This is a genomic window from Paenibacillus ottowii (assembly GCF_006874425.1).
In the GTDB taxonomy this organism is placed as follows: domain Bacteria; phylum Bacillota; class Bacilli; order Paenibacillales; family Paenibacillaceae; genus Paenibacillus; species Paenibacillus ottowii.
This window is the reverse complement of the sequence record NZ_VIJZ01000012.1, coordinates 84,652-109,014: the sequence shown is the minus strand read 5'-3', so window position 1 is coordinate 109,014 and position 24,363 is coordinate 84,652. Positions and strand designations below refer to the sequence as shown.

Here is a 24,363-nt window from a genome sequence, read left to right as displayed (position 1 = left end):
CCACACTAGTCGCCAAATGAGAGTCGAAAAATTCTATATGTTTAGAGTTGCGTAAGGTAAATTGACGAAATCGAGAGGAATCGGTACTATTTCACAAGGGAGGCGTTAAATCATGAAAGTATTACTGTTGCTTGGTTGTATCATGATGTTTTTAGCTGTAGCTCTGGGAGCGTTCGGGGCGCATGCGTTGAAAAAAAGACTTTCCACAGACATGATGAGCATATTCCAGACAGGAATTCAATATCAAATTGCCCACGGTTTGGGTTTGTTGCTGCTGGGAGTACTTGCAGGCAACCTGGTTCATTCTTCTCTTATTGTGACCGCAGGTTGGGTTATGTTAGTGGGCATTCTCCTGTTTTCCGGCAGTCTGTATGTTCTTAGTGTGTCTGGTGTGAAAAAGCTTGGAGCCATCACTCCGATTGGCGGACTGGCTTTTTTGGCAAGCTGGGTCATTGTGATTGTGGCGGTAATGCAAGGCTAAACAAGATTTAAGATCGGAGACTTGAAAAAGTAGGCGCTTCCAAGTCTCCTGAATCATTGCCGAATTATTGATGGGTCTGAAAGAATTTATGATTTCGTTGGCACTTGCTGTGCTTTCTGAGCCGCGAGCCTGTGACCTTCGATATAGCGTTTGGATTGAGCCATCTCATGCTCCTGCGCAGCTTCCATAATAATATGGACCCCTGGCTTGTACTGCTCCAGCAGTTCCATATATAGACCATAGTTCATGTCACCAAAACCCGGCGGTACGGTCTCGATCTCACCTGATGATGACAAACGCCGGTCTTTGGCATGTGCTGCGATAATCCGAGGTCCCAGTAGCTGAAAAGCTTCGCGGATGATCTCATCCTGTCGAGCCAAGTTTTCCGTTTTTAACAAATTACCCGGATCAATCACAACGCCAATGTGTGAAGACGGTACTTCCTCCAGAAAGGTAGCCAGTTCTGCTGCTGTTCCGACCAAATGATCGTTAGCAGCTTCCAATCCTACGAACACTCCCCATTTCTCTGCCTCATCTGCTAATTCTCGCACAACTTCTTTTACAACTCTCCAGTCTCGTTCCGAATAAGGGGCGCCATCCTCATTGCGTCCGACTTCAGCTGCAACCATGGGTGCTCCTAGTAGGCCCGCATATCGGATCAGCTCTTTGAAGCGTTCTACATTTTCACGTAACAATTCCTCATCCTGTACAAAAAAATGCAGATAGCACCCGAGTACCGATATCGATACTCCGTGCTTACGAAATTCCTCTGCGATAGACAATGCCAATCCGGGATTGAACTTGCCAGGTTTATTAAAATCGACATCACGGATTGCTCTCCACGGAGCGAGCTGAACATGAGTAAAGCCCGCTGCGCCTACCTTTGCAGCCAACTCCCGATAAGGCAACTTGCCAAACAAATGTGCCAATACACCTACTGTCACTAAAAATCACCTCTTTTTAGTTTTGTATTCTACTAGTCACCGTACTCAGCTCCAAGGACTCATTGATGATATTCGTAATTCGTTCTACTTCATCATGAATAAAAAAGTGTCCTCCCTCAAAGGTAAACACACGAAACTGCTGATCCGTATGTTGTGCCCAGGCCTCCGCATCTTGTAAGGCCACCGTGTTGTCGGTCAGCCCTGTCAAGGCGGTGATAGGGCAATGTAAAGGCGCGGCTTTATCCATGTACTTATACATCTCAACAGCTTTAAAATCTGCTCTTAATACTGGCATAAAATAGTCATACAATTCCTGATTGTCAAAAATGGCTTCTGAAAGCTGGCCGTACCGTCGCAAATGCGTTCTAAACTGATCTGCGGGCAGATCATGTAACCACGGGAGATTTCTTGGGATATGTGGTGCCCGTCCACCCGAAACAAATAGATGAGCCGGCTCCCCATATCCTCCAGCCAACAACTTGTAGTACAACTCAAATGCAATCATTGTTCCCATGCTGTGACCGTATATAGCATAAGGATCACCAGGGACTAACTCTTGGCTGATTTGGCGCAGCAGATCCTCGCTCATCTCCTCAATACTATCCTTTAGCGGTTCACCAGAACGAATACCTCGGCCCGCTAATTCCAAAGGGACAAGTTTAATATGCGGAAGCAGCAGCTTTTTCCATTTGAAGCTAACTGATGCCGATCCGCCTGCATACGGGATGAAAAATAATGTGATGGGTGCCATTTTTGCAACCTCCTGCCTTACATAGTCCTAACTTTTTTATCTTAACACGGAAAGGTATATTTACCCATTTTAAATATTTTGCAAATTCTAAAAGAAGGTTCACGAATTAAAGCACATTTTGCATAAGGCAGGAAATGTCTTTCTTAAGGAAGAACTGCTGTATGTTTGAATATAATCATGTGTTGGGTCATTTATTTTCAATTCGAGAGGAGTCTGCGCATGAAGTACGGTTTCTTCGATGATGCCAATCAAGAATATGTTATCACCACCCCTCAAACCCCTTATCCCTGGATTAATTATTTAGGTAATGAACGATTTTTTGGACTGATTTCCAATACAGGCGGCGGCTATGCATTCTATCGAGATGCTCGCCTACGTCGCTTAACACGTTACCGGTACAACAATATTCCAGTCGATAACGGCGGTCGCTATTTTTATATTTATGATGATGGAGATTATTGGACTCCGGGCTGGATGCCGGTTAAAAGGGAGCTAGAGCAATATGAATGTCGTCATGGACTTGGCTATACCACAATTATGGGTGAACGCAGAGGTATTCGGGCTACGCAACTAGCTTTTGTGCCCCTTTCCTTCGACGGCGAGGTCCACCAGGTCAAGCTTCAGAACACATCATTACAAACTAAAAAGATCAAACTTTTTTCATTCGTCGAATTTTGCCTGTGGAATGCCTATGACGATATGACCAATTTTCAGCGTAACTTAAATACGGGAGAGGTTGAAATACAGGACTCTGTTATTTATCACAAAACAGAATACCGTGAACGCCGTAATCACTATGCTTTTTTCTCTGTGAATTGTCCGCTGGCAGGCTATGATACAGACCGTGAAGCTTTTCTGGGTCTCTACAACGGACTGGATCAGCCCCAAACCATCACCGCAGGGCAAGCATCTAACTCAATAGCCAGCGGCTGGTCCCCTATCGGATCACATTGCATTGAGATTACACTGGAGCCGGGCGAAGAAACAAGCTGTAACTTTGTACTCGGTTACGTGGAAAACCCAGAAGAAGAAAAATGGGAGTCGCCCGGTATTATTAACAAAAAACAGGCTCATGCCATGATCGCGCAATTTGCGAATGAACCTGATGTGGAACATGCGTTGAATGAACTGCGAAGCTATTGGAATGATCTACTGTCTAAGTTCACTCTTCAAAGTCACGACGACAAGCTGAACCGAATGGTGAACATCTGGAACCCGTATCAATGTATGGTTACATTCAATATGTCACGTTCGGCTTCGTATTTTGAATCTGGTATTGGACGTGGCATGGGCTTCCGGGATTCAAATCAAGACCTACTCGGCTTCGTCCACCAAATACCGGAGCGGGCAAGGGAACGGATTATCGACATTGCTTCTACTCAGTTTGAAAACGGCGGAGCATATCATCAGTACCAACCGTTAACCAAAAAAGGAAACCACGAGGTTGGCGGTGGCTTTAACGATGATCCGCTATGGCTTATTGTCGGTACCTCAGCGTATATCAAAGAAACCGGAGACTTTGGCATACTGGACGAACAGGTTCCCTTTGACGGGGATATGGATCGTGCCGCTTCGCTGTTTGAACATCTGAAGCGTTCTTTTTATCATGTTGTAGACAATCTCGGTCCGCATGGTCTTCCACTCATTGGCCGGGCTGACTGGAACGACTGTCTGAATCTCAACTGTTTCTCTGCTACACCAGATGAGCCCTATCAGACAACACAGAATTTGGAGGGTCGAATAGCCGAATCTGTGTTCATCGCCGGACTATTTGTATATACTGGACCAGATTTTATTGAGCTTTGTAAGCGCAGAGGTTTAAATGAAGATGCAGCCGCAGCGCAAGCACACGTGGATCGTATGCGAACAGCCACATTAGAGCATGGGTTTGATGGGGAATGGTTCTTACGTGCGTACGACCATTATGGACACAAAATAGGGAGCAAGGATTGTGAGGAAGGTCAAATTTTCATAGAGCCCCAAGGCTTCTGTGTAATGGCAGGAATCGGCGTTGAAGAAGGTCTCGCTGAGAAGGCTCTCGACTCTACACGTGATCGGCTGGAAACTCCCTACGGCATTGTACTACAGAATCCGCCTTATTCCCGCTACTATATAAATCTGGGTGAAATCTCCTCCTATCCTCCTGGATATAAGGAAAATGCGGGGATTTTCTGTCACAATAACCCCTGGATTATGATGGCCGAAGCTGTCATAGGGCGCGGGGATCGCGCTTTCGAGCTATATAGCAAAATTGCTCCCGCTTATCTGGAGGACATCAGCAACATTCATCGTACCGAGCCATATGTGTATGCTCAAATGATTGCGGGCAAGGACGCCATTCGTGAAGGCGAAGCTAAAAATTCCTGGCTAACAGGTACCGCGGCCTGGAATTTTATGGCTATTACTCAATCCATTCTCGGTATTCAGCCGGAATGGGATGGTCTGCGTATTGATCCGTGTATCCCCAAATCTTGGGACGAATTCACGATCACCCGCGTCTTCCGTGGCGACACCTATGTGATTCATATTGCGAACCCGCAACATGTCTCTAAAGGTGTAGTTGCCGTTACCGTAAATGGCACTGTTCTAACAAATAATATTCTACCGGTTGCAGGAGATGGAACTATTCACCAGGTAAAAGTGCTGCTGGGCTAACGAGTTCATACCCTTAAAAAAATTAGCTTCAACTTCATCACATAGTATCTTATAATACGAGAATGGCTAATGATACATTAAGTGTGGTGACATCATGAACAAGACAAAACGGCTTACTCAATCTATGGATTACAAAACAAAGCAAGCCCGCTGGGTTCGCAAAATGCTATTACTTTACTGGACGATTATAGCTGTACATTTTATTGTCCAGCTGGGCAGCTACCTATTCCTTGATTATCCCGCTTCGCCTTATGAATTTTACGTGGGCACCCTTATTGTTCCCACGCTAATCATGTGTGGATCCAACTTACTTGCAGAACTCGCACATTTTAAATTTAACAGGTTTTCTTTTGAAATTCTGTTTATGGCAAGTACCGTCATTTGTTGGATGATTATTCGCTTAAACTATGATATCCGGATTATTCCAGCGGTGTGCTTGTTGCCTATTTTCTCTTCGATCCTGTTCTTCAATCGTCGCTTAATATGGCTTTCTTTTATATTGCAAGTGATCGTCTTTTTTCTGTTGCTAGCAATAGGTGAGTCATTCCGCAGCTATTTGTCAGAATTTGATATCGTGGCGATTCCAACATTTTTGATTATGTCTACCTTTATTGCCCTCATTATTCAGGCCAGCGGCCGCGATTTGTTAGTCGATTTATACAAAACCAAGCGTGCTCAGCAGGAATTAATGATCAGCAACGCGATTATCAGCAAAATGTCCATGACCGATGGTTTGACAAAGCTGTACAATCATTTGTCCTTCCAAAATTTTTATGAAAAAGCACTGGAATATGCCGAACAAGGCGCGATCATCCATCTGGCATTAGTGGACATTGATAATTTCAAGAAAATCAATGACACTTACGGACATCAGTTTGGAGATAAAATTTTGGAAGGCATCTCACAAATTATTACGGAGCAGATTACAGCAAATGACATTCCCGCCCGCTATGGCGGTGAGGAGTTTGCTATTTTAATGTTCGAGCATACTTTTGAGGAAGCTTATCAGATTGTAGAGAACATTCGACGTGAAGTGGAGAAGATGACCTTTCAGGAGAAAATGCAAATCGTTTCTGTAACCGTAAGCATTGGATTAAAAAGCTACACCGAAGATATGAACAAAGACAAAGATGTATTTTTCCAGGAGACAGACGACTATTTGTATCAAGCCAAGCGCTCCGGTAAAAATAAAATTGTTGCTCTTAACCATATCGCTTAATGTAAAAATGCATTTAATGTAACTCCGGCATAGATTGTCGGAGTTTTTTTGTATGTAGAGCATAAAAATTGAGAAGAGTTGACAATTTTATGGGTTAAAACTAAAATGGGTACACGCAGAATGGTTATTTACTTACGAAAAATAAGCTTTGGGGAGATGGTTTTCACATGTCAACACTCGTTATCGTTGTTCACCCTGATCTGGCAGAGTCTCGTATTAACAAAAGATGGATGCAAGAACTCGAGAAGCAATCCAATGTGACCGTTCACAACTTGTATGAGGTATACCCGGATGAGCAAATCAACGTTGCCCACGAGCAGAAACTGCTAGAGGAGCATGATCGCATTGTTCTGCAATTCCCTTTTTACTGGTATAGCAGTCCTTCCCTGCTGAAAAAATGGCTGGATAAGGTTTTAACCTACGGCTGGGCTTATGGAAGCGAGGGTGGCAAGCTACAGGGCAAAGAGTTATTGATCGCCTTGTCTGCTGCCAGCGTGGAGGAAAACTATCAACATGGTGGACGAAACAGGTACACGATCGAAGAACTGTTGAGACCTTTTGAAGCTACAGGCCATATGATTGGTGTGAAGTTGCTCCCTTATTTCGTGCAGTATGGTGCAGCCGTTTTGACAGACGAGCAGTTGGAGCAATCTGCACAAAAATACGTGCAAGCGGTTATTTCTTAATTTTTGCAAAATACCCCTTGGAAGGTGTCGCCCTTGCTTGCCTTGCAGCAGATGGCGACTCCAGCCAAGGGGCTTGCTGATGGAATTACAATTTACAGCGTAACTAAGTTGCTGGTTACCTGAGCCATGCTTTCTTTAATAATGTTGCAGCCCTTACTCAAGTTTTCCAAAGTTATCGTTAACGCTGGCATAATTTTAAGTACCGTATCGTTACGCCCAGCTCGCTCAATAATAAGTCCCTTACTGAAGCAGAGGGTAGCTACTTCCTTGGCGAAAGCTTCTCCCAGATGGGTCACATCAATTCCCCAGATTAATCCCAAGCCGCGAATTTTAATAAGCGGATCCATCGTTTGGATATGTTCACGCAAAAACTGCTGAACAAAAGCCTCTTTTTCCTTTACTTGAGCTTCCAGCTCTACTGTGTCTCTAAACTCCAGCGCTGCCTTTGCTCCGACAAATGCTAGCTGATTTCCACGGAAGGTGCCGTTATGTTCACCAGGACTCCAAATATCCAGTTCTGGCTTAAGCAGCAGCAAAGACATTGGCAGACCGTATCCACTGATTGACTTGGACAGGACAACCATATCAGGAACAATTCCTGCTCGCTCAAACGAGAAGAACGAACCAACTCGGCCGCAACCGACCTGAATGTCGTCAACAATAAGCAAAATATCATGATCATCGCACAACTGTCGCAAATCACGCAGCCATTCGTTATCTGCGATATTAATACCACCTTCAGCTTGTACTGTCTCTAAAATAATCGCAGCAGGCTTTTCCACACCCGAATGAGTGTCTGTTAAAAGCTGTTCCATATACAAAATGGTATCCATTCCATTAAACGTACTGTTATAAGGTATAAAGGTAACATTATTCAGTGGGACTCCTGCGCTCTCTCGCATGGAGGTGTTGCTGGTAATAGATAGACTACCCAGCGACATACCGTGGAACGCACCCATAAAAGCAAAAATACCGTTTCTTTTTTTCACTTTACGCGCAAGTTTCAGTGCTGCTTCCACCGCATTCGTTCCTGTCGGTCCGCAAAATTGAAGCTTATAATTCAAGCCCTTAGGCTGGAGAATACGCTCGGAAAAAGACTCTATAAACTCTTGCTTGGCCGTGGTGTACATATCCAGACCATGCATGATCCGATCAGAGGTTAGATAATCTAGTAACCGATTTTTCATAAAGTCATTATTATGCCCGTAGTTTAGAGCCCCTGCACCGGCAAAAAAGTCAATATAGCCCTCCCCTGTCTCCGTGTACAATACATCGTTTTTCGCCTTGTTGAAAACAACTGGAAAACTTCTGCAGTAAGATCTTACATTGGACTCCAGTGTTTCGAAAGTATTCATAATCATTCGTCCTCCCGCTGACCTGATTTTTTGAAAAATACAAGCATGGAAAGCAAAAAAAGTGTAAATATGTAAGCTAAAATGAGTAGACAGTCTGAATCAAAATGGGGTATCCACACCAAAAAAATCATGAGTACGATCACAGGAACATATAGAGTACAGAAAAATACAAAAATGGAATATTAAGAGTAAGTTAATGGAAGATTTAAATAGTGGGGTTTTCTAAGGGGTCTTGTCAGAGGATGTCAACTCCTATGTAATAAAATACCATAATTTTCTTTAAAGTCAATGCATGTTTCTGAGATCTTTTGTTAATTTATTGTAATTAAGGGTCATTTCCCTGCAGTATATTGTTAAATTTATATGAAAAACGATGTAATATAGCAATAAATCTCAAAAAAAGTACATTTCCATATCAAATAGATATATATCGAGACTGTCTGGCTACTGGATTTTCATCATATAGCTGAGCTTTTGACAGACTGACCAAAGGAGTTTACTCTATCAAAAGAACTTGCAAAATTTAAAAATAGATAAGGAAACACATCATGTCTAATGTTTTAATTATTGAAGATGATAATATGCTAGGTGACACTCTCTCCTTATATTTAACAGGAGAAGGCTACAACGTTACACGAGTGGAACAAGCGACTGAAGGGATTGCCCAGCTCGATAGGGTGCAGCCTGATATTATTTTGCTAGATCTGCTGCTTCCTGATTTGGATGGTGTAAATCCCTGTCCCCTGATACGCAAGCATACGGACGTGCCAATCATTGTGATTTCCACAGAAAACAACATTTCAGAGCGCATTCGTACACTTACGTTGGGAGCAGATGATTATATTTGCAAGCCTTTTAGTTTGCAGGAGCTCAAAGCACGGATCGAGGCTCTTTTTCGTCGGATAAAAATCACACGCTTGCAAGGAAGAAGCATTTCACCCGAGGCTGAACCTGAAAATGGCATTACTTTAGATCTGGCGAGAAGAATGGTTACCGTGAATGGTCAAATAATAGAAATGACCTATTCGGAATTTGAGCTAATGAAGCTTTTTTATTCGAACCGAGGAATTGTATTTAGTAGATATGCCTTGATTCAGGCTCTCCGTGGCACAGACTCCTTTATTAATGAAAGGGCAGTAGACGTACATATTAACCATTTACGCAGAAAGATCGAAAAAGACCCCAAGAAACCACAACTGATTAAGACCATCTGGGGAATCGGCTACAAATTTATGCAATAACGAAGTTATATCCAGGGTATGGATGATTTAATATGATTAATCTCCTTTTGAACCGCACTCAGTTGCTCTCGCCAGTCTGGATACAGTTCTCCAGCTGAGGTTTCATTGCTGCGCTTCAATGTTTTCTCCAGCTCGATCACCTTGGCCAGCAGTTCAGTCGCACACAGATTCCCCGTCCCTCCCTTCAGCGAGTGAATTAATCGAAGAGCCGAAGACAACTGCCCATTGTCCATCTTCCTCACAATTCTCTTGTCAAGATACTGGTATTCTTGTATCCATTTATATAGGGAAAATTGAAAAATATACACCTTGCCATCCATTCCCGCTATCGCCTTCTCCGCATGAATGCCATATAATTCTTGCAGCCATGCTAAATGGATCCAGCTATTCAACATTCTTGTTGCGGTCAATTCATGTACAGGCTTGAGCAGCATATCATTAATGCCCGCACGAAGCCAAACTTCCCGTTCAGGCTGCACAGCATCTGCGGTAAAAGCGATAATCGGGAGCCGGTCAAAGGCTCTGTTCTTTCGAATATGTCTAGCCGTCTCAAAACCATCCATTTCCGGCATATGCAGATCAAGCAACACCACATCCCAGGAACACCGTTCCAGTACCTTGATTACTTCTCTTCCATTTGTAACTACTGTTACCTCGAAACCGCGCTCTGCCAAAAACTCGGTTATCACGACCTGACTAATCTCGTTATCCTCCGCTATAAGGATTTGGTACTTTTGTGTTGAGTTCCCCACTTCGTATTGGGAATTCATTGTTGCAGCAGCTTCCAGACTGTGATTATCCACAGACCCTGACTTTTCCTGCTTAGACCTCAAGCGGAGAAGCTCCAGAAGAGCGCTCCGAGTTACAGGCTTAGACAAAAAAGCATCCACCCCATGATCTGCGGCATCAGCAGCTACAGCTTCCAATTGGAATACTGTTGTAAGTCCAATCACCTGAGTCATTTGCTTATCCAGCATATGAAACCAATGCCTCCATGATTCAAGTTCTCTAAAACCTGCTATCCCCATATCAATCATAACAAGATCAAATTGTTCACCCTTTTGAAAAGCATCTGCATATTCCTGAAAGGATGAAACGATGAGAGTTTGTAGACCCAAATCTTGCAGTAGTTCGTCCAGGCTGCGGCTTACCAGTTCATGCTGTGCAAGGATTAAGGCTTTGTCGTAGACCGATTTTTCTAGCTGAGTGCTTTTCGTTTTCAATTCTCCTTTTTCCAGCTCTACATTAAAGTAAAATTGACTATACTCTCCTAAACAACTTTTCACTTCTATGGTACCACCCATCGCTTCAGCCAATTGCTTACTAATAGATAAACCTAGTCCAGAACCCCCATATCGGTGGGTTGAGGTACTCACTTGGGAAAAAGGGACGAATAGCTTGTCCATCCCCGTTTTGGAAATGCCTATGCCCGTATCTTCCACCATAAAAGAAACACTTATCCGTCCGTCCTGCTGGCCTACCATTTTTACCTCTAACAATACATGTCCTTGATCCGTAAACTTAATGGCGTTGGTCAAAAGATTTAAAAGTACTTGCTCCATTCGAAGCGGGTCTCCCTTGAAACTTTTCGGCAATTCCGGGTCTGTTATGAAAACTACCTCTATTTCTTTATGTTCCAGCAAAGTCCCAACAGTATCTGCGAGATGCCGAAGCATGTCTTCCAACTCAAATTCAACCCTCTCCAGTTCCAGCTTACAGGCCTCCATCTTGGAGAAATCCAACACATTATTGAGCATGGATAAAAGAGTGCGTGAGGAGGCAAGCAGCTTGTGGAGGTAATCTTTTTGAACGTCAGTCAGTTGAGTCTTACTCAACAGCTTTGAGAGGCCAATGATGCCATTCAGCGGCGTTCGAATTTCGTGGCTCATATGGGCTAAAACGCTTTTCGCATGGCTAGACTCGCTCATTTCCTTTTTTTTCTGCTCGGAAGCTTTATACTCCGTAATATCCAATACATGACCAATGACATATCTGGTGAACCCATCCATCCTGACAGGATGTAGGGTAATCAAGGCTGAATATTCCCAAAACTCCAATTCAAATACAATCCGATCACCGAACCAAGCCTGTTTGTAATATTCGGTCAGCTGCTCTAATGTTTCAGAGGAAAGCTCCAAAATATCTCCGATCCGCTTCACATGCTCCCATTTATTGAGATTGACTTGCAGATTTAGACCCATGCGCTCCAGCAATTCACCATCAAGCAGCATATAATAAAATTCATCATCTCTTTGCTCCAGCCTGAAGGTAAAGCCAGGTTGAACTCGAAGTAAAGTTAGCAGATCATGATTTTTCTTCAGCACACACTGCCTATATGTATACTTGGTCGGGGTTAGAGCTTGTCCAAGCAGAGTCATAAACAATAGACTCCCCCCAATTTCCAGCATGCAGGTCAGCAGTGTTGTATCATTTATGCCATAATATAAAAACAGAATTCCTGCCAGCCCATAAAAGACAGTCGTGATTGCCTGACGAATGAGCTGACGCTGAAAAATCAAAACTAACAATAATATCACAATCGTATATAACAATAAATCTCGAACCAAGTGTTCGTCCTCCTTGTAATCTTTGGATACGTCGCAAGAAGCTGTAACGGAAATATAAAAAAAACTCAGGACAGTTTCCTTATGCCATAAGGCTTAAAGAACTGTCCCGAGCATTCATTGTACTATAGATTCGATAGGGTTCAAGCTCGTTTTTAATATTTGAAGCGACTGACCATTACCTTCAAATCAGCAGCCATATTGGAAAGCAACTGAGCAGCAGCCGAGATTTCCTCCATGGAAGCCAGTTGCTCTTGTGAAGAGGCGGCCACTTCTTCAGATGTGGCGGCATTACCGGTTGCAATCGTCGCCAGCTCATTGGCTGTCGCTGCAATCTCTTGTACACTGGCGGATATTTGCTGGGCAATCGAGGCAACCTCTTCGATCTGAGGCGTGGTCTCCCGAATGCCTTCCATCGCATGGTTCAGCTTCACAATAGTCGCTTTGGAAATCTGCAGTCCGTCCTTCACCTCAGTCGTAACCCTGTCCATCGTCTCCACCGTCGTTTCGGTTTCAAGCTGAATTTCGCCAATCAAGTTGGCAATCTGGGTGGCAGATGTCTGAGACTGTTCTGCCAGCTTGCGCACCTCATCCGCAACGACCGCAAAACCTTTACCATGATCACCTGCTCTGGCTGCCTCAATAGCTGCATTCAAGGCCAGCAGATTCGTCTGATTGGAGATATCGCTAATGACCTTCGTTATTTCTCCAATTTCATGAGAGCGGGCTTGCAAGGTTTGAATCATTCCGTTGGAACGCTCTACTGACTGGTGAATGGAATCCATCTGCTCGCCTGTCTGCTCCACAGATTTTCGTCCTTCCTCTGCTTGCAAGGCAGATCGTCTGGCCAGATCCGCTACTGAAGTCGAGCGTTCAGCGATTCGCGTGACTCCTTGTGCTATTTCATCCAGTGCCATTGAATTATTTTCAAGTCCTGTCGTCTGCTTCTCCGCTCCGCTAGCAATTTCTTGCACAGCCTGAGACACCTGCTCACTTGCAGCGCTGGTTTGTTCCGCGCTTATCGTCAGCTCATTCGAAGAGAGAGCAACGTGATCTGCACTGTTCCCTACGTTCTGAATAACCGATCGCAAGTTGTTCTGCATTTTCTGAAAAGCTGCTCCTAATTCTCCAATCTCGTCCTTGCTCATGACTTGAATGTCCTGTGTCAGATCCCCGGCACTCACATTTTCCGCCTGTTCTTTAAGCTTTAAAATCGGTTTGATGATGGAACGGATCAAGATATAAACAATGATAACACCAACCACAAGACAACCAACAATGGTAAGCAAAGTGCTGACCAAAATCGGCCATGCTGCTTCATCCACTTCGGATAAATAAAGCGTTCCGCCTACCTTCCAGCCTGTCAGCTTATTGGTCGCATAGTTCATATACTTGAGCTGACCTTCATACTCATATTCGTATTCACCAGTGTCGCTCTGAAACATGCGTGATTCAATATCTGTAATTTTGGTGCCTACTGCCTTCGTCGGATGAACAATGTAAGTATGGTTGCTATCTAGCAATATGGCATAACCCTCATGGCCTACTTTAATATTATTCAATGTATCTTTAATACCACTGATTTTCAGGTCAATGCCAATAACACCTGATCCATCTGGTGTAGCTTTGGACACTGTAACCGTCATTTGCTTTGAGTCTGCCGAAAGATAAGGTGAACTAATCACTGTCTTGGTATTTCCCTTTATCGCTTCATCATACCAAGGTCTGATACGTGGATCATAATTATCTGGTAATTGCTTTGGTGGATAGGTTGTAATTTTAGCGTCTTTCGTACCATAATAGATGGATTCTGCTTCTGGGTGAAGTGCAGCATATTGCTTAAACAACTCTTCCAGTTTAGACGCTTGTTCCTCCGTCTCTACCCGATTACCTTTTAGTTTTTCTGCAAAATATTCTGCATCATGCAGCTTGGGTTCAATGGTACTATCAATAATAAAATTAGTACGGATGATAGCCTGCTCAGCACTTTCTTCGATCTGGTTTCGAATCTGCTGACTAGCACTCTCAAACGACAAAGCCCCCACGATCATAGATGGTATGATCAAAAATGCAACAAAGGCCACCATTAGTTTTGCTTTAAAATTTTCATTGATTACCCTCGCCACCTTCCATTTTTTACCCGAAAACTTTTTCATTACTAAACATCTCCATTTCATCGCCTGAATTTCGTAACCTACGGTGAACCGCTTCGTCTTACCGAGGATGACAGTCTCCCGACAGTTTTTATTTCTCGTTATTTCACAATTCCTTGCTTAAATGCTTCGATATAAAAAGATATAAACACGCTAGCTGAATAGGTATATGTACTTATTTTTGAATACCGAAAGGCTGAACGGAACCGGTTCTTTGATATAATATACCTAAAAATTATTAAGAAAAATGCAATGTAGATATTAAGAAAATGTTAGTTTCAATACACTATACCTACCTCTTTACATAAAATAATCCCCTTGAAGTCGGCACACATAGGGTCATTTATCGAAAATCACCATATGTTGCCCACCCAGGGGATTAAATTTGCTTTATTCCATTCTATTCAGCAAACTCCTAAGATCGCCGATACAAGTGATAGGTGCCTGACAGGCAAAATGCTCACATATATACGGCTGGTTTACCATCGACAAGGTCGCAATCATGGATATAAGGAGCTTTCTCTGCAATCTCTGGCTGTCCTTTATCCTTCAAAATAACAACCCTATTCGGCTTAAATCCAACTTGAACTTCCAGATCGGATTGTTTAGCTGGTAGATCATCCCTTAGTCCCAGGTAGCGTACCCCAAGTAAGGCGGTTTACAATAAGGTGTACAATCGGACAATGCTTGATGAGTTTAAGCTGATCAGTAAATTGTTAAATAAGGGGTGTAAGATATCATGGAGTTAGAAAAATTTATGGAAATACATCGTAGGAATGTACAGGATAAATTACAAGAGGAAAGACCACAAACCGAAGAACAAAAGCAATTAGTGGTAGCGTTGTACATCGCCGAAACTCTGAATCACCTTCGTAATAACCTCAAGATAGAAGAAGTCTTGGGACTAACGGAAATATATAGAGAATACCGCCGAAAAGGTTCCATGAAGTGATAACATTAAAAATCTCTCCTGACCAATTTAGATTTGCAGTGATTTCTCTTACTCGCTTACCCACTTTTTCCAAATATGAACATGCCGATAAATGCGACAACTATTATAGCGGGAATTCGCCATGGATTCGGTAAAAATTTTGTTAACCATAGGGCAGCGAATACTGTGGCTATTGCCAAATAGCCTAAGCGTTCAGATGGTTCAAAATTTCTCCTATTGAAAAAAACATTCAAGTAGCCTATCGGTGGGGTTATGATGATCATTAAAATTATAACCATCGGCCTTAAATACCACTTTCTTTTCACTTTTCCTCCGTCACTCGTCATTTTTAATCACAGTTATTAAAGGAATATAGCTCCGATTGCTCTAGCGAGAACAACATTATCAATTTTGCTTGCCTGTGACTTAAGTGCCGCCTTTATTCCTTTAGTTGTCCAAGAGACTTTACCTTGTGTCGTTACATCTCCATTAAGGCTTGACCAGTACCATTAAATACTGGTGGTACAACATCTTACGTTTATTAATATATAATTAATCACATGTCGAAGTAAGCGGAATAAATGCGCAGAGAAATAAACTGTCAGAAAGTTCCATACTAAAATCGTTATATAGCGCATCACTTCAAAATCATAGAAATGCTCGCATTTTCTCCATTTATGCTGGTGCTACCCGCTACACCTTGATTAGCTTCGCTTCCACCGTACCCTGCTTAATTGCAGTCATATACTCGTAAGGCGACATATCATAGATGCTGCCATGTAGCCGATCATGATTATAGTTGTGGATAAAGCCAGTAACAACTTCATACGCATGGGGATAGCTTTCAAATTCGTGCCGCTGATAACTCCGATTCCAAGATGGCGTGGAACGACTCGATATGCGCATTCTTATTGGGTGTCTTGGGCGGAATACGTTCATGGATGAGTTCAAACTACTCACAGGCCTCCGTAAATCGATGGCTGATAAACTGTGGTCCATTGTCTGATCGGATGACGGGTCTCTTCGCCCTGTCAAATAGCTGGCGCTTTATCAGCGTCTCCTGCGTAATTTGAACCAGATCCTTGGCTTAGCAGGACAGGCCCAAGTGGTAGGTGACGATAGATCGATCAAACACGTCGATGATGCTCAGGAGAAAGAAGAAGCGCTGCTCACCTGCAATCCAGCCATATTTAATATCCGTTTCCCATAGTTGATTGGAGCCGGTGATGGTTCGATTATTCGCGAGTCTCTTCGGATGCTTGACCCTGAGCTTCCGCTGCGGACGCAAGACACGTATCTGCTTGCACAGCCGGTAGACTTTCTTCTTGTTGATCACCAGCTGACCCTTTGCTTACTACCATCTTCTTGAAATTCAGATCATACCGTTTTCTTTCCATTGTCGTCCCCTCCGATTGATTTCATTCTATCGGAATAAGGGGTGTACTGTCCAAGTTCATTTGGGGACTGAATAGAAAGCACTGATGGGTATTTGAAGTGCACCCCTTAGAATAGACATTGGAAAAACCCCCGGGTTTAGCCGATGAAATTCTAGGGGGTGTATTTTTATGGGACAAAAGTTTAAGACCTATTCAATTAGGCTGAAAAAAGAGGCGATTCGCCTTCACGTCGAAGAGAAATGGACATATCGCCGAATCACGGAGCACTTGGAGATTCAGGATGCAGATCGTGTGAAAAAGTGGATGAGGAAATATAGAGAGCAGGGAGAGTATGGACTATTAGATGGACGGGGACGTCGGAAGCAATATGTGAGTCAGGGTCGGTATGTGCAAAACCTGAAACGGGAGAATGAGTTGCTAAAAAAGTGCTTAGTAGCCTGGAAGGAGGAAGCAAACAAGAGAGATATCAGATCATGGAAAAGGTAGCCACATACGGAGATATTCAGAAACTCTCTCACGTGTTTGGTGTGTCCCGAAGTGGGTATTACGCCTATTTAAAACGTAAACGAAAAGATCGCGATGCAAAGGCGAAGAAACAGGTGCTTCAAATTTATCAGCGATATGAAGGGAAATATGGCTATCGGCAGCTTCAGTTGTTCCTTTGGCAAGATCATGGGATTTGGATGAACCACAAGAAGGTGCTTCGTCTAATGCAAACGCTCGGTATTCAATCCCGAATTCGTCGCAAACGAGGCTTCATAAGCTCGTATGCCCCTGCTCAGCGTGTAGCAGAGAACCGCCTGAAACGGAATTTCACTGCGGAAAAGCCTAATCAGAAATGGGTAACTGACATTACCCAGTATCGTGTTGGAGAGCGCTGGGTATATCTATCGGCAATTAAGGATCTGTTTAATAACGAGATCGTGGCTTACGAAATCGGCGAACGCAACGACAATGAACTCGTGCTCCGCACATTCAGCAAAGCGTTTGCTAAGCAGAAAGACGTGACCGGACTGATCGTTCACAGCGATCAGGGATTCCAGTACACGTCTCACGCTTACCAGGACATGCTACCCATGGTTGGCGCCCAAATCAGCATGTCTCGTCGAGGAAATTGTTATGACAATGCCTCGATGGAGAGTTTCTTCTCGCATCTCAAAACGGAAGGGCTCTACCCTTATCATATCCGAACAGTTACCGAAGCACAAAGCAAAATCGAGAAATATATTCGTTTTTATAACCGAAAACGGCCACAACGAAAACTAAAAAAACTGACACCGGTAGAGTACCGACGCCAGTTTGCCGCCTAGGGTCTTTTTCAATGTCTACAAAATGGGGTCTTGACTATTCTCCAACAGCGCTCTTTATTTACTACAATCGTAGCTTATTAGCTTTTAGCATGTTACTCATTAGAAACTGTATCTACTATCTTCAGAGCTTTCAGTAAGGCGTATTCACTTGTTCTGGCCCCTTCTTTTGAAAAATGCGCATCCGGAAACGCGGGAGACATATGATGGTATCCGGGATACACATGTAATTCCACTAAGACACCATCAAAGACTAGTTGTTTTGCAAAAAGCAAGGCTTCATCAATGAATAAATCAACGGTGCCTATATTTATATAAGTCGGTGGTAACCCGACCAATGATTTAGCACGGGCCGGCACATAATACTCACTTACCTCCTCCTGACCTGGTTCATTCCCTAATACAGACTTCCAGCCAAAATAATTACTTTGTTTTGTCCATATAAACTCTCCTGCGTATGGATGCTCTGGTGCGATACTTGTGCGATCATCTAGCATGGGCCTCATTAATCTTAGATGATGGATTTCGAATTCTTTCTGATCACGAATATACAAGGCTAAGCCAGCCGCCAAACCGCCACCAGCACTGCTGCCTCCTACAGCAACCTTTTGAATATCTATCCCTAACTCTTCCGCATGTTCAATGCACCATTTTAGACCTGAATAACAATCCTGTAACTGACTCGGCTGTACATGCTCTGGGGCTAGGCGATAATAAACAGATACACAACAGAAACCATGCTGTACAGCAAGAGCTGCATTCGCAGGACGATCCACGACTGGACTTCCTAAGACCATTCCGCCTCCGTGTATCGAGTAATATAGGGGCATCTTATGATGCTGTGATTGTTTGGGCTTAATGATATCGATTTGAATATCTGGACCACTAAAATAACTGGGCACAACCCTTTTTTCTAATGTAACTGGGAACATCTGTGTTACATCTATTTGCTGCATCATTTGAGATTGACTTTTACGTGATTCCATTAGTGTAGATTCGGTAAGATCAGTTATTGGTATTAAATCTACTGCACTGATAATTTCGGGATCAATCAGATGTCTGCTTCTACTTTTTTGTTCCCCCATAGTAATCGTTTCCTCACTTTCTTGTTTCAAAGACCATTTATCCATACATATATTCTTTCATTATTCAGAAATGGTCCCCATCCAAATTCATTGTTGCTATCGTTTATATTCATATTTTAAAGATTAAAATAAACTTTATAAATGAAAACAACGATTTAGAATCATTTTTGGCATAAAAACGTTCATGAGAAAATTGACGGTGGAATCAAATCTTTTATCAAACAAAAAGACGTGACCGGATTGGTTACATCGCCATCATCCGGTCACGTCCTAGCACGCCATCCTACTTTTTATGTGAATAAACAATTTTCTTAATGGTTTCGGTAGAGAGGAAAAACTCCTTGGCTAATTGCTCGATACTACTGCTATTTTGAAAAGCACTTCTGATTGCGGCATTTCGCTGTTCGAGTAGCCTTCTCCCCCCACTCAAACTGCCCCAATCCATATATTCAGTTTTTGGCTTTGGGATGTACAGAGTCTCTCCCTGAACATATTTTTGGATTTCCGCTATTAGTTTTTGGGGTAAAACTTTTGTAGCATTCGTATATCTCAATTATACTCGCCCCTTATTCTGATTGTTTAAAATAAGGTGCAAAGCCAGTAAGATAAAAAAAAGCTTGTTCAGCGTTAAAAAATATTTCGCCCCACACAAAGTAACGCTTTTCCAATAACTGGCTTTGCATGAGTGTAAGAAGTCACAGACAATCCTAACAGATTCTCCATCAGTAGGCACCCCCTTTTACCTCGCAAGTATAGCATAACTTCTATTCACCTGGGACCAGCAAATAATATCGACCAATAGTAAGCGATTAGCATTTGGGCTGATAGGTAGCTGATTTTATACACTATCCAAGAATGCTAACCACATAAAACCGAAAATTAAAGCAACTAGCCCTACAATGCCCAACAAGCAAAAAAGTAAAAGCAAAAGAACAAATTTTTTACCATCCATAACAAACACCTCAGTAAACAATATAACACTATAAATAGCAACCTTTTCAAACCTATTGTAAGAATTTCTAAAACCGAGCCGAGCTAATGATGTAAAATATAATTAAACATAAAACTCACAAAGGAGTATATGAATCAGATGAGCAATTTTCTGAATGAATTTGAGGAAAGATTTAGAACAGGATTTCTGGATGATCTTAAAAGCATACTGGAAGAAGTGAAGGATGAGAAGGTTTACGCATGCGCGTTTGGCACAGACAGCGATTTTGTCACTTTGTTTCTAGCTGTTAATACAGAGGAATCACTGGTTAGACATATTACAAACATGAAAGCCCAAGACCTGTGCAACAGCAAGGAAGATGAAATTTATTACAGATGGGGATTAAGCGAATATCAATATGGCGATACAACACACCTTAATCATATTAGCAAATTTCTGTATGCAACTGACAATGTGTTGGACTATAAAGATGAAATGATAAAAATAATGGCCAAAGTAGTTATAGGAACCGACGATGTACTTTTTACTCAATTCGGTCAATCCAAGGAAGATATCACCTTTTTCGTGTCCATGACGGATGATGATATGGCCGAGGAATTGGAAAATCAGTCCGTAATTCAGATGACCAATGCCAAATTAGTTGATGGCTTCCTGCGTCGTTATCAATAGAAGTCGGTTGAAGCAACTCACGAACAGGCATCTCCTCCACTGTTTTTTCACCAGTTAAAATGGGAAGCAGGGAGATCAACTCCTTACTTCCCATTATGCTTATTATGCGGTTACATGTTCTTTCAAGCACTGCCTATAAAACTGCAATTGCTCCGTGGTGTGAAAATAATGCTGTCCATGTTCCATCACTTTTAGCTGGCAATGAAATCGACTTGCAAACGTAGATATGACATCATATTCGCACAAGTCATCTGCAGAACCATAAAGAATGGCAGTTGGCTTATTCCAAATATCAATTGGATGTGATTTGACATAGCAGTAGTAATCCCAATAAAGTGTTCGCCCAATGGGGGTAGATATCTCTTTTTCAACTTTTAATCTATCCTCAGTTACACCAAACCATGTCATCATATTTTTGATTATTCTCTCCATATCTAGCACTGGAGAAAGAAACAGGCATTGTCTAAGTGGGAAATGATTATAAGCAAGCAAACTAAAGTAGGCACCCATGCTGCAAGCGAAAATACTAATGTCGTCATAAACACAATTTTGAACTTTACAGACATACGCTTCTTCTTTGCGCTCACCATGTTCAGGCAAATCAAAACTGATGACTTGATACCCCTGTGCTGTTGCTTCTTCTGCAAATATAACGGTCACATCATCCGCCTTGTGTGACATATTACCGTGGATAACTATAAATATCTTATCCGATTCACTGCCCCACAAAATTGCCGGAATACCTTCTATTTTCACTTTTTGCTTTATCATTACTTTACCCTCGCTTAAAACAGCCTATTGTAAGTTATCTTCCGGGTCAAAAAAACAAACTACGCCGCCACCATATTTACGGTGTGGGAATCCGTTTGTTTTACAGGAGTATGACTCCAGAGCAGCTTATTATTGACGATACCAATCATCACGTCTGGCTCTACCACATCCTGATAAGAGAGCATAACTAATGTTGCAATATCTCCCATCTGATATGCAGCCGTCAACGCTCTTAGAAAAGTTTTCGATTTTTCACTTTCCGGTAAGGATAAGTCTCCTTTTAGAAATTCCTCCTGAACGGCTCCTAGCGATTTTCGTGCCCGATGAAGTGCAACTTTTACCGCTCCCTCTGTTGTGCCCAGTATGTCAGATGTCTCATTAATCGAATATCCAAACACATCTCGCAGCAAAAAAACAGTCCTCTGAAGTGGAGATAGATGTTTTATTAAAGACTGTAACGCGATTTCAATTTCAAAATATCCATGATCCGGCGCAGTTACTTTCACTTCTTCCTTGTTCAATATCCGAGTGAAGACTGCTTTTCTTCGCATATCATCAATCCAGGTATTTTTAGCAATCCGCAGCAAAAGCGCTTTGGGATTGGTATGCTCGAATTTATTTAACTTTCCTAATGCTTTTACCCAAGTGTCCTGAGCCAGTTCTTCCGCATCCCAATTTGATTTCGTAAGTGACAGACAGTAGCGCTTCAGGACCGCCTGTAATTCCTCAAAGTTGTGGATGCTCACTGTATTGTCAGTCATTTGAATAGAATCATTTATGTTCATAGGCCTTCTCCTCCACGGTCATATTCTGCCCTTTGCAAAAGCAAATCCATTTGCTACCTTCATTGTAAACGAACAAGCGGTTGGAGAAGTTACACCATATACGCAAATCGTTTCCCCATTAAAACTCCGTATCTTTTTACGGTCTCGGTTCGTTTACAAGAAGAAATCAACTGAACCAAGAAAATGGGGGTATCACAAATGAGTGTTTATGTTCCTTATGTTGTTGAGCAAACTGCTCAAGGTGAAAGATCGTACGATATCTATTCCAGACTGTTAAAGGATCGTATTGTGTTTGTAGGAGCAGCCATCGACGATCAATTAGCTAACAATATTATTGCTCAGTTATTATTTCTGGCGGCAGAAGATCCGAAAAAAGAAATTTATATGTATATCAACAGTCCAGGCGGCTCTACCTCCGCAGGATTTGCCATTTATGATACGATGCAGTACATCAAACCTGATGTGCATACGATATGTACGGGATTTGCTGCTTCGTTTGGCGCAATTCTTTTGTTGGCTGGCACTAAAGGGAAACGTTCGGCACTGCCGAACAGTGAAATTATGATCCATCAACCGCATGGCGGCGCACAAGGGCAGGCCAGCGATATTGCGATCAGCGCCAAACGAATTTTATTAACTCGTGAAAAGGCAAACTGCATCACAGCTGAACGGACCGGCCAACCTTTGGAAAGGGTCGAAAAAGATATGGACCGGGATTTTTACATGTCCGCTCAGGAGGCATTAGATTATGGCATCATAGATCAAGTGATAACTTCTTTGTAGAGTATGCAGAGGACTTGGTGATTTCCCTAATCCGGCTAAGAAAGTACAAGAAAAAATACGAGGTGATTTCATGTTAGCAAGCTTGCAAGGCAAAGAAGTTACTATTCATTTCATTGACGGAACATGTGCATGCGACGGGGTATTGGATCAGATTGACGACAAGTTCGTTAAATACCTTACGCAATATCAGATGCTTGTCATTCCAATCACGTCCATTCGCACCGTATCCATAGACACTAAAGAAAGACAGCCCCACAGAGTTGGATTTGCCCCATAATTCTATTTTAACATTACTGGCACTCGCCGATCCGACAAGTAAAGTGATCCTTTCATGACTTGTGGAATCAACGAGCCGCATGGGTGTAAATTATTTATGGAGGCATGATATTATGGAAATCTCAAAGGGAGTAGAAATGCTTCAGCTAGATTTTCATGGGAATAAGATTCACCCTATTCTTTTATGGGATCGAGAAATGACTGTGTTAATAGATACAGGATTTCCCGGACAAATTGAAGATTTACGGGGAGCTATGAAAAAGGTAGGGGTATCGTTCGACAAACTAAAAGCTGTGATTTTGACGCATCAGGATGTGGATCATATAGGTAGTCTTCCCGAGATTTTGCAGGAGTGTGGCAACATTGTTAAAGTATATGCGCACGAACTGGATAAGCCGTATATTCAGGGAGAGGTCCCTCTTTTAAAAGATAGCCAGCTTGAGAAACCTCCGAAGGGCAAAGTAGATGATACCTTAACAGATGGTCAGGAGCTGCCGTTTTGCGGCAGGATTCGAGTCGTCCATACGCCTGGACATACCCCTGGTCATATCAGCCTTTATTTAGAGCAAAGTAAGATTCTCATTGCTGGTGACTCGATGTACAGTGAAAACGGGATTCTCGCAGGAATTCATGTCCCGACCACACCGGATATGAATGCTGCTCGTCTCTCATTGAAAAAGTATCTGGATCTCGACATTGCATCGGTAGTTTGTTATCACGGGGGATTAAGTAACGTAAATGTGAATGACCAGATATTAAGACTTAGCCAAGGATTATAAAGTTGAAATTAATGTTCCAACCAGCTATCTTTTGGTGAATCAATATTGTAAACGAAAAGGATTATTTAAAATAACACTTTGTTAATTCTTGATTGAACTTTAACAAAGTGTTATTTTACATTTCACAAAATAGATCTCATTCTTTATAGATCAAACTTTAACTTATTTAACAATTTATTCTTGCATTTGATCTAAAAAAGAATCATGTTAGCAGCATATAGTTCAGATAAATACTCCAATACGATCGAAGTTGAGGAATTCTGTTGCTTTAAACAATCTAAACAAGTCCGAAACAAAACTTGTTCAAATTTTTTACGTAAATCAGCTGATACTTCATGAACGGTTCACAATGTTGAAATTTCGAACTTATTTTTAATCATATTATTGGTTACAAGTTATATGGCATTGGCCACCTTGCCATATTCCATGGAATCAAAACGATGCTCAATTTCAACTTTAGAATCAGAAGTATACTGTTTAACTATTTTTTTGCAAATCGTACTTATCCAAATAATTACCATAAAAGTAATAAGTAAGCAAAAAGAGGGTGTTCCCTATGCAGAATGATCTCTGCACAAT

At 42.3% G+C, this 24,363-nt stretch carries 23 protein-coding genes; 12 read left to right on the top strand and 11 right to left on the bottom strand.

Annotation, left to right across the window (positions count from 1 at the left end):
• The first annotated feature begins 112 nt into the window (after positions 1 to 112).
• Positions 113 to 481: a DUF423 domain-containing protein gene (locus tag FKV70_RS22820; protein WP_142614654.1), complete on the top strand. Its 369-nt coding sequence runs from the start codon at positions 113 to 115 to the stop codon at positions 479 to 481.
• A gap of 86 nt (positions 482 to 567) precedes the next feature.
• On the opposite strand, the gene FKV70_RS22815 is transcribed toward FKV70_RS22820, so the two are convergent.
• Entirely contained in the window at positions 568 to 1,425 is an 858-nt protein-coding gene (locus FKV70_RS22815; RefSeq protein WP_142614653.1) for a sugar phosphate isomerase/epimerase family protein, read from the bottom strand.
• 16 nt (positions 1,426 to 1,441) lie between these two features.
• A complete protein-coding gene (locus tag FKV70_RS22810) occupies positions 1,442 to 2,176 on the bottom strand; it encodes a thioesterase II family protein (RefSeq protein WP_142614652.1) in 735 nt (244 codons plus the stop codon).
• A 219-nt stretch (positions 2,177 to 2,395) separates the two neighbouring features.
• Here FKV70_RS22810 and FKV70_RS22805 point away from each other — a divergent pair, with 219 nt between their 5' ends.
• From FKV70_RS22805 to FKV70_RS22795, 3 genes are all read left to right on the top strand, one after another.
• Positions 2,396 to 4,831 carry a glycoside hydrolase family 94 protein gene (locus tag FKV70_RS22805; protein WP_142614651.1) on the top strand — a complete coding sequence of 812 codons (2,436 nt, stop codon included), beginning with the start codon at positions 2,396 to 2,398 and terminating at the stop codon, positions 4,829 to 4,831.
• A 94-nt stretch (positions 4,832 to 4,925) separates the two neighbouring features.
• Positions 4,926 to 6,050, top strand: coding sequence for a GGDEF domain-containing protein (locus FKV70_RS22800; protein ID WP_142614650.1), 1,125 nt, complete (start codon positions 4,926 to 4,928; stop codon positions 6,048 to 6,050).
• Between the two features lie 167 nt (positions 6,051 to 6,217).
• Complete coding sequence (locus tag FKV70_RS22795; RefSeq protein WP_063212938.1) at positions 6,218 to 6,736, top strand: NAD(P)H-dependent oxidoreductase; 519 nt, start codon at positions 6,218 to 6,220, stop codon at positions 6,734 to 6,736.
• A gap of 92 nt (positions 6,737 to 6,828) precedes the next feature.
• Here the strand turns inward: FKV70_RS22795 and ectB are convergent, their stop codons facing one another.
• On the bottom strand, positions 6,829 to 8,091 hold the full coding sequence (ectB, locus tag FKV70_RS22790; RefSeq protein ID WP_063212937.1) for a diaminobutyrate--2-oxoglutarate transaminase: 1,263 nt from the start codon (positions 8,089 to 8,091) through the stop codon (positions 6,829 to 6,831).
• Positions 8,092 to 8,639: 548 nt separating this feature from the next.
• Here ectB and FKV70_RS22785 point away from each other — a divergent pair.
• Complete coding sequence (locus FKV70_RS22785) at positions 8,640 to 9,332, top strand: response regulator transcription factor (RefSeq protein ID WP_142614649.1); 693 nt, start codon at positions 8,640 to 8,642, stop codon at positions 9,330 to 9,332.
• A gap of 5 nt (positions 9,333 to 9,337) precedes the next feature.
• On the opposite strand, the gene FKV70_RS22780 is transcribed toward FKV70_RS22785, so the two are convergent.
• Positions 9,338 to 11,899, bottom strand: a complete 2,562-nt coding sequence (locus FKV70_RS22780; protein ID WP_142614648.1) for a hybrid sensor histidine kinase/response regulator — start codon at positions 11,897 to 11,899, stop codon at positions 9,338 to 9,340.
• Between the two features lie 152 nt (positions 11,900 to 12,051).
• A complete protein-coding gene (locus FKV70_RS22775; protein WP_142614647.1) occupies positions 12,052 to 14,052 on the bottom strand; it encodes a methyl-accepting chemotaxis protein in 2,001 nt (666 codons plus the stop codon).
• Positions 14,053 to 14,806: 754 nt separating this feature from the next.
• On the opposite strand from FKV70_RS22775, the gene FKV70_RS22765 reads away from it, so the two are divergent.
• On the top strand, positions 14,807 to 15,001 hold the full coding sequence (locus FKV70_RS22765; protein ID WP_244310817.1) for a hypothetical protein: 195 nt from the start codon (positions 14,807 to 14,809) through the stop codon (positions 14,999 to 15,001).
• Positions 15,002 to 15,673: 672 nt separating this feature from the next.
• Here FKV70_RS22765 and FKV70_RS22755 read toward each other — a convergent pair.
• Both FKV70_RS22755 and FKV70_RS25980 read right to left on the bottom strand, forming a co-directional pair.
• Positions 15,674 to 15,940, bottom strand: coding sequence for an IS3 family transposase (locus FKV70_RS22755; RefSeq protein ID WP_142614644.1), 267 nt, complete (start codon positions 15,938 to 15,940; stop codon positions 15,674 to 15,676).
• A 275-nt stretch (positions 15,941 to 16,215) separates the two neighbouring features.
• Positions 16,216 to 16,377, bottom strand: a complete 162-nt coding sequence (locus FKV70_RS25980; RefSeq protein WP_162305689.1) for a hypothetical protein — start codon at positions 16,375 to 16,377, stop codon at positions 16,216 to 16,218.
• Positions 16,378 to 16,545: 168 nt separating this feature from the next.
• Here FKV70_RS25980 and FKV70_RS22750 point away from each other — a divergent pair, with 168 nt between their 5' ends.
• On the top strand, positions 16,546 to 16,863 hold the full coding sequence (locus FKV70_RS22750) for a helix-turn-helix domain-containing protein (RefSeq protein WP_244310816.1): 318 nt from the start codon (positions 16,546 to 16,548) through the stop codon (positions 16,861 to 16,863).
• Positions 16,851 to 17,687: an IS3 family transposase gene (locus tag FKV70_RS22745; RefSeq protein ID WP_142614643.1), complete on the top strand. Its 837-nt coding sequence runs from the start codon at positions 16,851 to 16,853 to the stop codon at positions 17,685 to 17,687. The genes FKV70_RS22750 and FKV70_RS22745 overlap by 13 nt, the downstream gene beginning before the upstream one ends.
• Positions 17,688 to 17,779: 92 nt before the next feature.
• On the opposite strand, the gene FKV70_RS22740 is transcribed toward FKV70_RS22745, so the two are convergent.
• Positions 17,780 to 18,769, bottom strand: coding sequence for an alpha/beta hydrolase fold domain-containing protein (locus FKV70_RS22740; protein ID WP_142614668.1), 990 nt, complete (start codon positions 18,767 to 18,769; stop codon positions 17,780 to 17,782).
• 283 nt (positions 18,770 to 19,052) lie between these two features.
• The gene (locus FKV70_RS22735) at positions 19,053 to 19,322 is read right to left on the bottom strand and encodes a CD3324 family protein (protein ID WP_142614642.1); all 270 of its coding nucleotides are present in this window, start codon (positions 19,320 to 19,322) and stop codon (positions 19,053 to 19,055) included.
• Positions 19,323 to 19,859: 537 nt separating this feature from the next.
• On the opposite strand from FKV70_RS22735, the gene FKV70_RS22730 reads away from it, so the two are divergent.
• Positions 19,860 to 20,390: a DUF4303 domain-containing protein gene (locus tag FKV70_RS22730; RefSeq protein WP_142614641.1), complete on the top strand. Its 531-nt coding sequence runs from the start codon at positions 19,860 to 19,862 to the stop codon at positions 20,388 to 20,390.
• 102 nt (positions 20,391 to 20,492) lie between these two features.
• Here the strand turns inward: FKV70_RS22730 and FKV70_RS22725 are convergent, their stop codons facing one another.
• Together FKV70_RS22725 and FKV70_RS22720 are read right to left on the bottom strand one after the other, a co-directional pair.
• Positions 20,493 to 21,161 carry an alpha/beta hydrolase gene (locus tag FKV70_RS22725; RefSeq protein ID WP_142614640.1) on the bottom strand — a complete coding sequence of 223 codons (669 nt, stop codon included), beginning with the start codon at positions 21,159 to 21,161 and terminating at the stop codon, positions 20,493 to 20,495.
• A 59-nt stretch (positions 21,162 to 21,220) separates the two neighbouring features.
• Positions 21,221 to 21,946, bottom strand: coding sequence for an RNA polymerase sigma factor (locus tag FKV70_RS22720; RefSeq protein ID WP_142614639.1), 726 nt, complete (start codon positions 21,944 to 21,946; stop codon positions 21,221 to 21,223).
• 198 nt (positions 21,947 to 22,144) lie between these two features.
• Between FKV70_RS22720 and clpP the strand changes: the two genes are divergently transcribed.
• The 3 genes from clpP to FKV70_RS22705 all read left to right on the top strand — a co-directional run bounded on the left by clpP (position 22,145) and on the right by FKV70_RS22705 (position 23,784).
• Complete coding sequence (clpP, locus tag FKV70_RS22715; RefSeq protein WP_142614638.1) at positions 22,145 to 22,729, top strand: ATP-dependent Clp endopeptidase proteolytic subunit ClpP; 585 nt, start codon at positions 22,145 to 22,147, stop codon at positions 22,727 to 22,729.
• A 70-nt stretch (positions 22,730 to 22,799) separates the two neighbouring features.
• Entirely contained in the window at positions 22,800 to 23,006 is a 207-nt protein-coding gene (locus FKV70_RS22710) for a hypothetical protein (RefSeq protein WP_142614637.1), read from the top strand.
• Between the two features lie 112 nt (positions 23,007 to 23,118).
• Complete coding sequence (locus FKV70_RS22705; RefSeq protein WP_142614636.1) at positions 23,119 to 23,784, top strand: MBL fold metallo-hydrolase; 666 nt, start codon at positions 23,119 to 23,121, stop codon at positions 23,782 to 23,784.
• Positions 23,785 to 24,363 lie beyond the last annotated feature (579 nt).

Coding starts and splice junctions, on each gene's coding strand:
- FKV70_RS22820 (WP_142614654.1), top strand. CDS start 113: ATGAAAGTATTACTGTTGCTTGGTTGTATCATGATGTTTTTAGCTGTA.
- FKV70_RS22740 (WP_142614668.1), bottom strand. CDS start 18,769: ATGGGGGAACAAAAAAGTAGAAGCAGACATCTGATTGATCCCGAAATT.
- FKV70_RS22725 (WP_142614640.1), bottom strand. CDS start 21,161: ATGATAAAGCAAAAAGTGAAAATAGAAGGTATTCCGGCAATTTTGTGG.
- FKV70_RS22775 (WP_142614647.1), bottom strand. CDS start 14,052: ATGAAAAAGTTTTCGGGTAAAAAATGGAAGGTGGCGAGGGTAATCAAT.
- clpP (WP_142614638.1), top strand. CDS start 22,145: ATGAGTGTTTATGTTCCTTATGTTGTTGAGCAAACTGCTCAAGGTGAA.
- FKV70_RS22730 (WP_142614641.1), top strand. CDS start 19,860: ATGAGCAATTTTCTGAATGAATTTGAGGAAAGATTTAGAACAGGATTT.
- FKV70_RS22745 (WP_142614643.1), top strand. CDS start 16,851: ATGGAAAAGGTAGCCACATACGGAGATATTCAGAAACTCTCTCACGTG.
- FKV70_RS22805 (WP_142614651.1), top strand. CDS start 2,396: ATGAAGTACGGTTTCTTCGATGATGCCAATCAAGAATATGTTATCACC.
- ectB (WP_063212937.1), bottom strand. CDS start 8,091: ATGAATACTTTCGAAACACTGGAGTCCAATGTAAGATCTTACTGCAGA.
- FKV70_RS22750 (WP_244310816.1), top strand. CDS start 16,546: ATGGGACAAAAGTTTAAGACCTATTCAATTAGGCTGAAAAAAGAGGCG.
- FKV70_RS22720 (WP_142614639.1), bottom strand. CDS start 21,946: ATGAACATAAATGATTCTATTCAAATGACTGACAATACAGTGAGCATC.
- FKV70_RS22710 (WP_142614637.1), top strand. CDS start 22,800: ATGTTAGCAAGCTTGCAAGGCAAAGAAGTTACTATTCATTTCATTGAC.
- FKV70_RS22705 (WP_142614636.1), top strand. CDS start 23,119: ATGGAAATCTCAAAGGGAGTAGAAATGCTTCAGCTAGATTTTCATGGG.
- FKV70_RS25980 (WP_162305689.1), bottom strand. CDS start 16,377: ATGGAAAGAAAACGGTATGATCTGAATTTCAAGAAGATGGTAGTAAGC.
- FKV70_RS22800 (WP_142614650.1), top strand. CDS start 4,926: ATGAACAAGACAAAACGGCTTACTCAATCTATGGATTACAAAACAAAG.
- FKV70_RS22810 (WP_142614652.1), bottom strand. CDS start 2,176: ATGGCACCCATCACATTATTTTTCATCCCGTATGCAGGCGGATCGGCA.
- FKV70_RS22785 (WP_142614649.1), top strand. CDS start 8,640: ATGTCTAATGTTTTAATTATTGAAGATGATAATATGCTAGGTGACACT.
- FKV70_RS22795 (WP_063212938.1), top strand. CDS start 6,218: ATGTCAACACTCGTTATCGTTGTTCACCCTGATCTGGCAGAGTCTCGT.
- FKV70_RS22765 (WP_244310817.1), top strand. CDS start 14,807: ATGGAAATACATCGTAGGAATGTACAGGATAAATTACAAGAGGAAAGA.